At 71.5% G+C, this 10,151-nt stretch carries 11 protein-coding genes and 1 tRNA gene; 8 read left to right on the forward strand and 4 right to left on the reverse strand.

Annotation, left to right across the window (positions count from 1 at the left end; translation table 11 throughout):
• The first annotated feature begins 38 nt into the window (after nucleotides 1–38).
• The 3 genes from IE294_RS27250 to IE294_RS27260 all read left to right on the forward strand — a co-directional run bounded on the left by IE294_RS27250 (nucleotide 39) and on the right by IE294_RS27260 (nucleotide 1,455).
• Nucleotides 39–701: an HNH endonuclease signature motif containing protein gene (locus IE294_RS27250; protein WP_189890405.1), complete on the forward strand. Its 663-nt coding sequence runs from the start codon at nucleotides 39–41 to the stop codon at nucleotides 699–701.
• Nucleotides 698–1,372: an HNH endonuclease signature motif containing protein gene (locus tag IE294_RS27255; protein WP_189890407.1), complete on the forward strand. Its 675-nt coding sequence runs from the start codon at nucleotides 698–700 to the stop codon at nucleotides 1,370–1,372. The genes IE294_RS27250 and IE294_RS27255 overlap by 4 nt, the downstream gene beginning before the upstream one ends.
• A tRNA-Leu gene (locus IE294_RS27260) sits at nucleotides 1,372–1,455 on the forward strand. Before IE294_RS27255 ends, IE294_RS27260 begins: the two co-directional genes overlap by 1 nt.
• Nucleotides 1,456–1,505: 50 nt before the next feature.
• Here IE294_RS27260 and rdgB read toward each other — a convergent pair.
• Both rdgB and IE294_RS27270 read right to left on the reverse strand, forming a co-directional pair.
• Entirely contained in the window at nucleotides 1,506–2,108 is a 603-nt protein-coding gene (rdgB, locus tag IE294_RS27265) for an RdgB/HAM1 family non-canonical purine NTP pyrophosphatase (RefSeq protein ID WP_189890409.1), read from the reverse strand.
• Between the two features lie 26 nt (nucleotides 2,109–2,134).
• A complete protein-coding gene (locus tag IE294_RS27270; protein ID WP_189890415.1) occupies nucleotides 2,135–3,469 on the reverse strand; it encodes an SGNH/GDSL hydrolase family protein in 1,335 nt (444 codons plus the stop codon).
• Nucleotides 3,470–3,665: 196 nt separating this feature from the next.
• Between IE294_RS27270 and IE294_RS27275 the strand changes: the two genes are divergently transcribed.
• Together IE294_RS27275 and IE294_RS27280 are read left to right on the forward strand one after the other, a co-directional pair.
• The gene (locus IE294_RS27275) at nucleotides 3,666–4,979 is read left to right on the forward strand and encodes a DUF445 domain-containing protein (protein ID WP_229917360.1); all 1,314 of its coding nucleotides are present in this window, start codon (nucleotides 3,666–3,668) and stop codon (nucleotides 4,977–4,979) included.
• A 64-nt stretch (nucleotides 4,980–5,043) separates the two neighbouring features.
• Nucleotides 5,044–6,582 carry an MFS transporter gene (locus IE294_RS27280; protein WP_189890416.1) on the forward strand — a complete coding sequence of 513 codons (1,539 nt, stop codon included), beginning with the start codon at nucleotides 5,044–5,046 and terminating at the stop codon, nucleotides 6,580–6,582.
• 3 nt (nucleotides 6,583–6,585) lie between these two features.
• Here the strand turns inward: IE294_RS27280 and IE294_RS27285 are convergent, their stop codons facing one another.
• The gene (locus tag IE294_RS27285) at nucleotides 6,586–7,059 is read right to left on the reverse strand and encodes a hypothetical protein (protein WP_189890417.1); all 474 of its coding nucleotides are present in this window, start codon (nucleotides 7,057–7,059) and stop codon (nucleotides 6,586–6,588) included.
• Nucleotides 7,060–7,275: 216 nt separating this feature from the next.
• Here IE294_RS27285 and IE294_RS27290 point away from each other — a divergent pair, with 216 nt between their 5' ends.
• Nucleotides 7,276–8,229 (forward strand): GlxA family transcriptional regulator, encoded by a 954-nt coding sequence (locus IE294_RS27290; RefSeq protein ID WP_189890419.1) that lies wholly within the window; start codon nucleotides 7,276–7,278, stop codon nucleotides 8,227–8,229.
• A 16-nt stretch (nucleotides 8,230–8,245) separates the two neighbouring features.
• Here the strand turns inward: IE294_RS27290 and IE294_RS27295 are convergent, their stop codons facing one another.
• Complete coding sequence (locus tag IE294_RS27295; RefSeq protein ID WP_189890420.1) at nucleotides 8,246–8,548, reverse strand: hypothetical protein; 303 nt, start codon at nucleotides 8,546–8,548, stop codon at nucleotides 8,246–8,248.
• A gap of 227 nt (nucleotides 8,549–8,775) precedes the next feature.
• On the opposite strand from IE294_RS27295, the gene IE294_RS27300 reads away from it, so the two are divergent.
• The gene (locus tag IE294_RS27300) at nucleotides 8,776–9,201 is read left to right on the forward strand and encodes an Hsp20/alpha crystallin family protein (RefSeq protein WP_189813571.1); all 426 of its coding nucleotides are present in this window, start codon (nucleotides 8,776–8,778) and stop codon (nucleotides 9,199–9,201) included.
• Nucleotides 9,202–9,577: 376 nt separating this feature from the next.
• A complete protein-coding gene (locus IE294_RS27305; RefSeq protein ID WP_189890422.1) occupies nucleotides 9,578–10,057 on the forward strand; it encodes a DUF2267 domain-containing protein in 480 nt (159 codons plus the stop codon).
• Nucleotides 10,058–10,151: the final 94 nt, after the last annotated feature.

Genomic DNA, 10,151 nt, shown 5'->3' on the forward strand with positions numbered 1-10,151 from the left:
TACGGGCAGCGAACGCGCACCCGGGACGGAGGGGCTCGATGGGGTCCGGCGCATACACGAAGGAACGCCTGGAGACGGCTGCGCGCGGCGCGAGAACGCTGTCGGAGGCGTTCGAGGGGCTGGGGGTGGATCCGCGGAGTCCGAGGCGGGACTACATCAGGCGGCGGATGAAGAAGCTCGGGGTCGACACGTCGCACTTCGAGCCGGAGGGGGTGAAGTGGACGCGCGACATCCTTGAGCCGGTCGTCGCGGCGTCCGCGAGCGTCAACGAGGTCGTGCGTCGGCTCGGGCTCGACTCCGTCGGCGGCCACCAGGCCAACATCGCCCGACGGATCAAGGCGTACGGCATCGACACCTCGCACTTCACGCCCGTGGTCCGAACCGAGCGGATGAGGCACAACCAGCGCCGTCGGACCCCCGAGGAGATCCTCGTCGAGGACAGGTCGGCACATGCCCCGCGTATTCCGAGCCGGCGACTCAAGAGGGCCATGAACGAGCTGGGGGTGCCGGAGCGCTGCGCCCTGTGCGGTATCGAGCCGCTCTGGCGTGGCAAACCGCTGCCACTGGAGGTCGACCACATCGACGGCGACTGGCGGAACAACCGCGTCGACAACCTGCGGTTCCTCTGCCCCAACTGCCATTCGACGACCGACACCTACCGAGGACGCGGTAAGGGCCGTGCGCGGGCAGGTGCCGTATGAGCAGCGGGGTGCAGTACAGCCGCGAGCGATTGGTCCAGGCAGCAGTGCAGTGCTCGGACCTCGACGAGGTCATCGCCTTCTTCGGCACCCGGCCGTACGGCCGGCTACGTGCCTACCTCGTGGAGCGATTCGCCCACTTCGGTATCGACATCTCGCACTTCTCGCCCACTGGCAGGCAAGCGCGACCCGCGCCGGACGTCCTGCGGGAGGTGGTCCAAGGGTCGGCATCCATCGCGGAGGTGCTGCGCCGCATCGGTCGTCCGAACAACGGTGGCCAACGGGCGATGCTTAGCAAGTGGATCGCCGAGGACGGCCTCCATACCGCCCACCTTCTCGGCCAGGCACATCAGCGAGGTAAGCCGGGTACGAATGCCAAGCGGCCTGAAGCCGTCCTGGTGCGGCACGAGGGCGAGCACCGCATCGCGACCGAACGCCTCCGGCGAGCACTCCGTGAAGTGGGTGTTCCTGAAGAGTGCGCCGGGTGCGGGGTGGGCCCTGAGTGGCGCGGCAAGCCGATGACGCTGGAGATCGACCACATCAACGGGGACCGGCGCGACAACCGGCGGGAGAACCTGCGGCTGCTGTGCCCCAACTGCCATGCGATCACGAGCACCTGGTGCAGGGGCGGCGGAAGGCGGCGAGCAACTCCCGGTACGATGGCAGGCGGCTAGCGGCGGTGGCGCAATGGCGACGCAGCAGACTTAGGATCTGTGGCCCTTGATCGGGCTTGAGGGTTCGAATCCCTTCCGCCGCACATCGACGGCCTGCGAATCGAAAGGTGACTCGCAGGCCGTTTCTCTGTGCTCAGCCCAACAGCTCCCGCACCGCCGGCACCAGTGCCCGGAACGCCTTGCCGCGGTGGCTGATCGCGTTCTTCTCCTCCGCGCTCAGCTCGGCGCACGTCCGTGTTCCGCCGTCCGGCTGGAGGATCGGGTCGTAGCCGAAGCCGTTCGTGCCGGCGGGGGCGTGCCGCAGGGTGCCGCGCAGTTGTCCCTCCACCACCCGCTCGGTGCCGTCCGGCAGCGCGAGGGCCGCCGCGCAGGCGAAGTGGGCGCCGCGGTGCTCGTCGGCGATGTCCGAGAGCTGGGCCAGCAGCAGGTCCAGGTTGGCCTTGTCGTCGCCGTGGCGGCCGGCCCAGCGGGCGGAGAAGATGCCGGGGGCGCCGTTCAGGACGTCGACGCACAGGCCGGAGTCGTCGGCGACGGCGGGCAGGCCGGTGGCCTGGGCGAGGGCGTGTGCCTTGAGCAGGGCGTTCTCGGCGAAGGTGACGCCGGTCTCCTTGACGTCGGGGACGTCCGGGAAGGCGTCCGCGCCGATGAGCTCGTGGGGGAGTCCGGCTTCGGCGAGGATCGCCCTCAGCTCGGTGATCTTTCCGGCGTTGCGGGTGGCGAGGATCAAGCGGGTCATGTCCGCCAGTATTCCTCGCCGCCCGGTCACAGCTCCGCCTGGCCCGCGCCCGTCAGGGTGCGCAGGTCGAAGACCTCGGCCATGGTGCGGTAGCCCAGGTCGCTGGGGTGCAGGTGGTCGCCGGAGTCGTACTCGGGGCGCAGCCGGCGCGGGTCGTACGGGTCCCGGAGGGCCTTGTCGAAGTCGACGACGGCGTCGTAGACGCCGCCGGCCCGGATCCGTGCGTTGACCTGCTGTCGTACGGCTTCCCGGGCGGGGGTGTATCCGTGGTGGCCCTGGAACGGCATCAGGGTGGCGCCGACGACCTCCAGGCCGCGGGCGTGGGCCTGGCGGACGAGGGTGCGCAGGCCGGTGGCGATGCGGTCGGGGTCGGCGAGCCGGGGGTTGCGCAGGATGTCGTTGATGCCGAGGTCGATGACGACGACCTTGGCATTGGGGCGGTCGAGCGCGTCGCGGCCGAAGCGGCCGAGGCCGCTCTGGTTCTCGGCGGGCCGGCCGAGGCCGTCGGCGAGGACCTGGTTTCCGCTGATGCCTTCGTTGACGACGCTGTAGCGGGGCAGTTGCCGGCCGCTCTGGAGGGCGCTGCGGAGCCGGCCGGAGAGGATGTCGGGCCAGCGGTGGTTGGCGCCGGTGGTGGAGGTGACGCCGTCGGTGAGGGAGTCGCCGAAGGCGACGACGGTGCCGGTGGCCTCGTTGCTGAGCACGTCGAGGGCGGTCACGTACCGCCAGTACGGGGTCTGTCCGGTGTAGGGGGTGCCGGTGATGTCCTCGGTGCGGTCGCCGGTGGCGACGTACGAGATCTGCCGGGCGCGCGGGTGGTAGGTGACCGGCCCGGAGGGGGTGGGGGAGTAGGTGGTGATCAGGACGTCGGCGCCGTGCGGGAGGGTGAGGTGTACGGCGTCGCTGACGGTCTGGCCGCCGGCGGGGATGACGACGCCGGGGGCGCCGTCGAAGGTGAGGCGCCGCATCGTTTCCGCGTCGGCGGCGGCGCTGCCGTCGCCGAGGGCGAGGGCGAGGGAGGCGTGGCTGATGGTGAGGGCGGACTGGCCGTACAGGTTGGACAGCGTGACGCGGGCACTCGTACCGCCGACGCTGGTGTGGACGACGTTGCGGACGGAGTGGCCCGCGAGGCCGGCCGTCTCGGTGCCGGGTTCGCCGCCGACGGGGGCGGTGGCCCAGGCGCCGACCCAGGTGCCGGTGGAGGCGGGGGCGGCGTGGGAGTCGTGGCGCGGGCGGTTGTCGCCGAGGGCGCCGCGCGGGGTGCCGTCGTCGGCGGCGACGGTGACGTATATGGCGGCGGACAGGGCCGCGACCAGCGCGATGAGCGCGCTCAGGACGGCATAACCATGACGCTTGGTCACGCTTGTGTTGTTCTCCTCGACAGATGGGAGCCCGAGGCTCCGATCTTGCTCGCCACATGATGGGTCATGGGCCGGGGAGATGTGACAGGACCCTGCCATTACTCCCCTCCAGACAGACGCCGGGAACTCCTGTTTCGTTCCGGGAGTCGGTCAGGAAGGGACAATTGTGTGCGGGATCACCGAACGGGTGGAGCTGATGGAACCTACCGAGACGGGAACACCGGGGCGGGTCGTGTCGTACAAGACGATGACGGCGTTCACCCCGGCCGATGAGGAACGCAGGCGCGGGGTGCGCCGGATGAAGGCCACGGCGACGGGCATGTTGCTGTTCGTCGCGGTGGTCTACGTGCTGGCGAAGACGGCCGGTAACGCGGGTGCCGGGGCGTGGACGGACTATGTGGCGGCGGCGGCCGAGGCGGGCATGGTCGGTGCGCTCGCCGACTGGTTCGCGGTCACGGCTCTCTTCCGGCACCCGCTGGGGCTGCCCATCCCGCACACCGCGATCATCCCCACGAAGAAGGATCAGCTGGGGGTCTCGCTGGGCGAGTTCGTCGGTGAGAACTTCCTCTCCGAGGACGTCGTACGGCGGCGGCTGCACGCGGTCGGCATCGGCAGCCGGCTCGGGGCCTGGCTGGCCGAGCCGGAGCACGCGGACCGGGTGACGGCGGAGCTGGCGACGGCCCTGCGGGGCGCGCTGACGGTGCTGCGGGACTCCGACGTGCAGGCGGTCGTCGGCGAGGCGATCACCCGGCGGGCCAACGCGCAGGAGATCGCGCCGGGTATCGGCAAGACGCTGGAGAGGATCGTCGCCGACGGCGGGCACCGCCGGGTGGTGGACCTGGTGGTGACCCGGGCGCACGACTGGCTGGTGCTGCACCGGGACGACGTGATGGTGGCCGTGGAGGGCGGTGCGCCCGGCTGGACCCCGCGGTTCGTGGACCGGAAGGTGGGTGAGCGGGTCTACAAGGAGCTGTTGCGGTTCGTCACGGAGATGCGGGACATGCCGTCGCACCCGGCGCGTGGCGCGCTGGACCGTTTCCTCACCGACTTCGCCTCCGATCTCCAGTCCGACACGGACACCCGGGCGCGGGTGGAGCGGCTTAAGGGCGAGGTGCTGGGCCGGGGCGAGGTGCAGGATCTGATCGCGTCCGTGTGGACGGCGGTACGGTCGATGATCGTGGCGGCGGCGGAGGACGAGCGCAGCGAGCTGCGGACGCGGGTGCGGGCCGCGCTGCTGTCGCTGGGCGCGCGGATGGCGACCGAGCCGAAGGTGCAGGACAAGGTCGACAACTGGGTGGAGGGCGCCGCGGTGCACGTCGTGACGACGTACCGTGCGGAGATCACCTCGTTGATCACGGACACGGTGGCGGGCTGGGATCCCGAGCACACCACCCGCAAGATCGAGGCGCACATCGGCCGGGACCTCCAGTTCATCCGCATCAACGGCACGGTGGTGGGCTCCCTGGCCGGGCTGCTGATCTACACCCTCTCGCGCTGGCTGGGGGCCTGACCGGACTGTTCCGCGCAGGCCAGGGCACCCGGTAGTCCCGTCCTTCGACGTGGAGGGAGCGCCCATGAGCACAGCCGAGGCCGGCACCGGCCGGACCCTCACCACCGACATCCCCGCCCGACTCGACCGCCTGCCCTGGTCCCGCTGGCACTGGACGATCGTCATCGGCCTGGGAACCGTGTGGATCCTGGACGGCCTGGAGGTCACGGTCGTCGGCAACATCGCCAGTCGGCTGTCGGAGCCCGGCAGCGGCCTGCACATCAGTTCCGGGCAGGTCACCGGTGTCGCCGCCGCGCTGTACGTGGCGGGCGCCTGCCTGGGCGCCCTGTTCTGGGGCCGGCTGACCGACCGGTTCGGCCGCAAGCACCTCTTCATGATCACCTTGGCGGTGTACCTCGCGGCGACGGCGCTCACCGCCGTCTCCTGGGAGGCCTGGTGGTTCTTCCTGTTCCGCTTCCTGACCGGCTTCGGCATCGGCGGTGAGTACGCGGCGATCAACTCCGCGATCGACGAGCTGATCCCGGCGGACTACCGCGGCCGGGTCGACCTGATCATCAACGGCAGCTTCTGGCTGGGCGCGGTCGGCGGCTCCCTGCTGTCGATCGTCGCGCTCGACACCGGGCTGCTGGCGAAGGACGTCGGCTGGCGCCTGACCTTCGCGCTCGGTACCGTCCTCGCCCTGGTCATCCTGCTGGTACGGCGGCACGTCCCGGAGAGCCCGCGGTGGCTGCTGATCCACGGCCGGGACCGGGAGGCGGAGGAGATCGTCTCCGGCATCGAACGGCGGGTGGAGGAGGAGCGGGGCGAGCCGCTCCCCGCGGCCGAGGGCGAGCTGGAGATCCACCAGCGCAAGAGCGTGTCCTTCCTGGAGATCGCCCGTACGGTCTTCGGCCGCTACCGCAGGCGGGCGGTGCTCGGCTTCTCCCTCTTCATCGGCCAGGCGTTCCTGTACAACGCGATCACCTTCGGTTTCGGCGCGATCCTGACCACGTTCTTCGACGTGCCCTCCGGCCACACCGGCTACTACTTCGCGGTGATCGCGGTCGGCAACTTCTGCGGCCCGCTGCTGCTGGGCAAGCTCTTCGACACGGTCGGCCGTCGCGTGATGATCTCCTCGACGTACCTGCTGTCGGGCCTGCTGCTCTTCGGTACGGCCTGGCTGTTCGACCGGGGCTCGCTGAGCGCGGGCACGCTGACCGCCTGCTGGTGCGTGGTGCTGTTCTTCGCCTCGGCGGGCGCCTCCAGCGCCTACCTCACGGTGTCGGAGATCTTCCCGATGGAGACGCGGGCGATGTCCATCGCGTTCTTCTACGCCCTCGGCACCGCGGCCGGCGGTATCAGCGGTCCGCTGCTGTTCGCCGACCTGACGGGCACGGGCCGGGTCGGTGACACGGTCCTCGCCTTCTGCATCGGCGCGGCGCTGATGTGCGCGGCCGGGCTGGTCGCCGCGTTCCTGGCGGTACGGGCCGAGCGCCGCTCCCTGGAGGACGTCGCCCGCCCGCTGACGGCGGTGGCCGGCCGGGCCAAGGCCGCGGCCCAGGGCACCCGGCCGGGTTCGCAGGGCCGTGGTCCCACGGCGCCGCCGGCGGCGAGCAGGCCGTGACCGTCAGGCGCCGGTCGTGGAGCCCGGCCGGACGATCATCAGGACGGTCACCGCGGCCCACAGCAGGTTGAACAGCCCGGTGACCATGCCGAGCCGTGCGGCCCGCTCGGCCCCCGCGCTCCCGTCGAGGAGCGCGGACTGGGCGGGCAGCACGAGCGCCGCGAGGACGAGGGCGGCGAGGGCGGTGAGCAGGATCGACACGATCAGCCATGCGCTGCCGAGCACCCCCATCTCGCTCGCGGTGGCGAACCCGAAGACGGGGACGACGACGCCGACGACGGCGTAGACGCGGCAGATGCGGTGCAGCAGGCGCAGGGTGCCGGTGGGGTCGGGGTCGTCGCCGTGGCCGCCGGCGTCGCCGGGCCCGGTGGCCAGGGCGCGGCGGGCGGCGGGCGGGAACATGCTGGCGGCGACGGCGACGGGTCCGATGGCGAGGATCGCGGCGATGACGTGGACGGAGAGCAGGAACTTGGTCACGGGGGGACGGTAGAGGGCGCCGGGATCCCGCAGAAGTGGCGGGACTGCCAGTGATCGACGGATTCCGGCCAAGGGGTGGTCCTGCACCCTTCTCCGCTGCTCATCCCCGGTAGCGCCGGTCAGGCCGGTTGGCGGAGAACTCGTTGGGGGGCCGGTTGGCAGGATCCCGTCGTACGGCTGGTTGGCGGGAACCCGTCGTACGGCTACCTTCTTGCCATGCATACGGTGGCCGTACTGGCGCTGGACGGCGTCATCCCGTTCGATCTCTCCGCACCCATCGACACCTTCGGCTGGGCGCGGCTGCCCGACGGCCGGGAGCCGTACCGGGTGCGGGTCTGCTCGGTGGGGGAGGAGGTGAGCGCGGGCGCCTTCACGGTCCGGGCGCCGTACGGCCTGGAGGCGCTGGCGGAGGCCGACACGATCATCCTGCCCGGGGTGGCGCGGCCCCCGCACACGCTGCCGCCCGGGGTCGCCGAGGCCCTGCGCGCCGCGGCGGCGAACGGCACCCGGATCGCGTCGATCTGCGTGGGCGCGTTCCTCTTGGCGGCGACGGGCCTGCTGGACGGTCTGCGCGCGACGACGCACTGGGTCGCGGCCCCGGACCTGGCCCGGCGCCACCCGGAGGTGACGGTCGACCCGAACGTCCTGTACGTCGACAACGGCCAGTTCCTGACGTCGGCGGGCGCCGCGGCGGCCCTGGACATGTGCCTGCACATGATCCGCAAGGACTTCGGCTCGGCGGTCGCCGCGCACGCGGCCCGGATGTCCGTGATGCCGCTGGAACGGGAGGGCGGGCAGGCCCAGTTCATCGTCCACGACCTGCCCCCGGCCCCGGCCGGCACCACCCTGGAGCCCCTTCTGGCCTGGCTGGAGGACCACTGCGACCGGGATCTGACGCTGGCCGGGATCGCGGCGGAGGCCGGCATGAGCGCCCGTACCCTCAACCGCCGGTTCCGGGAGCAGACCGGTACGACACCCCTCCAGTGGCTGCACCGGGCGCGGGTGCGCAGGGCCCAGTACCTGCTGGAGACCACTGCGTACCCGGTGGAACGCATCGCCGTCCAGACGGGCTTCGGCTCACCGACGGCGTTCCGGGAACGGTTCCGGAGGGTGGTGGGGACGAGCCCGCAGGCGTACCGGAGGGCGTTCCGGGCGGGGGAGAGGGTGTGACGTGCCGGGGGCCGGGTCAGGCCTTGCGGTCGGCGACGGCCCAGGAGGCGAGGGCGACGGCACCGGCGACACCGAGGACGGACGGCCAGGCGCCGACCTTCTTGGCCAGGGGGTGCGAGCCGGCGAACGCGGCGACGTAGGCGGCGCTCAGCGCGCCCGCGGCCTTCCCGCCGGCCCGGGCGCGCCACTGCTGGGCCGCCGCGGCACCGGCGACGGCCAGGACGGCCCCGCCGAGCTCTCGCTTCTTGGTCCAGCGGGCGACGCCGTAACCGCCGACGAGCCCGGTGGCGGCGACGACCGCGCTGGGAACTCGGGCCATGATGGCCTCCTCGTGTCCGTTTTCCACTGCCGTTGGGTCTGGCCCGAGGCTAACGCCGTCCCGAGGCCGACGCGCAGGTGGGTGGGCGTACGGAGCCCGGGTCGAACCCCGGACCGAGTCGGACCTGAGCCGTACATGAGTCGAGGCTTGTCAAGTTTTCGGCGGGGAGTTATATAAGAAGTCGTAGGGCATCGGATCCCAGTCCTTGAGGGAAGGAGTGACCCGTGATGCTCATGCGTACGGACCCGTTCCGGGATTTCGACCGGCTCACGCAGCAGCTCTTCGGAGCGAACCCCCGTCCGTCCGCGATGCCGATGGACGCCTACCGTTCCGGAGAAGAGTTCCTGGTCCACTTCGACCTCCCCGGCATCGATCCGGAGACGATCGAACTCGACGTCGAGCGCAACGTCCTCAACGTCCGCGCGGAGCGCCGCAGCCCCGCTCCCGAGGACGCGGAGATGCTGGTCGCCGAACGGCCCACGGGTACGTTCACCCGCCAGCTGTTCCTGGGCGAGACGCTCGACACGGACCGCATCGACGCCTCGTACGAGGCCGGCGTCCTGACCCTGCGCATCCCGGTGGCCGAACAGGCCAAGCCGCGCCGCATCCAGATCACCGGCGGGGGCGGCGACCGCAAGGAGATCAGCGGCTGAGCCCGCGCCGCACAGGCCGTGTGACGCGCAGGGCACGGACGCGGCCCATGACACCCGACCGCGTGCCCCGCATGCCGCGCAGGACAGGCGGGGCACGCACACGCACACGCACGCCGCGGGCAGGGGGCCCGGGCGGCCCAGGGGCCCAGACAGCTCAGGGGGCCCAGGCAGCCCAGTCAACCCAGGCAGCTCAAGCAGCCCATGCGTCCATGGGGCCCACGCATCCCCTGCGTCCCCTGCGTCCCCTGGCCCCAGGCAACCCCTGCGTCCCATGCATCCCCTGCCGCACATTGGCCGAACTCCCGCCCATGTCCGCTGCATTACGGGGTACCGGGCATCCGGTGCCCCGAAGCGCCCCGGAGGAGGAGCCAGCACGATGACCGTGACGACCCCGCAGCCCAGAACCACCATCCCCACCCCGTCCCTGCGCCCGCGCGCCAAGGAGGAGGCGGAGAACGCCGACTGGCTTGAGCTGACCGAGGCGGTGCGTGACGCGGGTCAGTACCCGACGAGGGTGGAGGCGGAACGCGTCACCCGCATCGTCCTGTCGGCCTTCGGCGGCCACGTCACCGGCGACGAGCGCGTGGCCCTGGCCCAGGCCCTCCCCCGGGAGGCGGGCCGAGTCATCGCCTCCCAGATCCCGGCGACCCACCCGTTGACGGCCCGCGAGTTCGTGGAGTCGGTGGCCACCCGCATAGAGGGCTCGACCCCCGCGACGGCCCGCTGGGACGTCAGCTCGGTCCTGAGCGTCCTGTCCGACCACATCGGCGAACCCCTGACGACCCGCGTCCTCGCCGAACTCCCTCCGGGTTACGCGTTGCTGTTCGGGCGGGCGGAGTTGGCGGCGACGCTCTAGTGTCCTGCGCCGGAGATCCGTCGGCAGAAGCGGGCAAGGGAGTCGAGGATCTCCTCGGCTGTCTTGGTCCAGATGAACGGCTTCGGGTCCTCGT

Source organism: Streptomyces canarius (assembly GCF_014650735.1).
Taxonomy (GTDB): domain Bacteria; phylum Actinomycetota; class Actinomycetes; order Streptomycetales; family Streptomycetaceae; genus Streptomyces; species Streptomyces olivaceoviridis.

Excerpts from the sequence above, each read along its gene's own strand:
- IE294_RS27250 (WP_189890405.1), top strand. The coding sequence starts at position 39 with ATGGGGTCCGGCGCATACACGAAGGAACGCCTGGAGACGGCTGCGCGC.
- IE294_RS27255 (WP_189890407.1), top strand. The coding sequence starts at position 698 with ATGAGCAGCGGGGTGCAGTACAGCCGCGAGCGATTGGTCCAGGCAGCA.
- rdgB (WP_189890409.1), bottom strand. The coding sequence starts at position 2,108 with ATGACCCGCTTGATCCTCGCCACCCGCAACGCCGGAAAGATCACCGAG.
- IE294_RS27275 (WP_229917360.1), top strand. The coding sequence starts at position 3,666 with ATGGAACCTACCGAGACGGGAACACCGGGGCGGGTCGTGTCGTACAAG.
- IE294_RS27280 (WP_189890416.1), top strand. The coding sequence starts at position 5,044 with ATGAGCACAGCCGAGGCCGGCACCGGCCGGACCCTCACCACCGACATC.
- IE294_RS27290 (WP_189890419.1), top strand. The coding sequence starts at position 7,276 with ATGCATACGGTGGCCGTACTGGCGCTGGACGGCGTCATCCCGTTCGAT.
- IE294_RS27295 (WP_189890420.1), bottom strand. The coding sequence starts at position 8,548 with ATGGCCCGAGTTCCCAGCGCGGTCGTCGCCGCCACCGGGCTCGTCGGC.
- IE294_RS27300 (WP_189813571.1), top strand. The coding sequence starts at position 8,776 with ATGCTCATGCGTACGGACCCGTTCCGGGATTTCGACCGGCTCACGCAG.
- IE294_RS27305 (WP_189890422.1), top strand. The coding sequence starts at position 9,578 with ATGACCGTGACGACCCCGCAGCCCAGAACCACCATCCCCACCCCGTCC.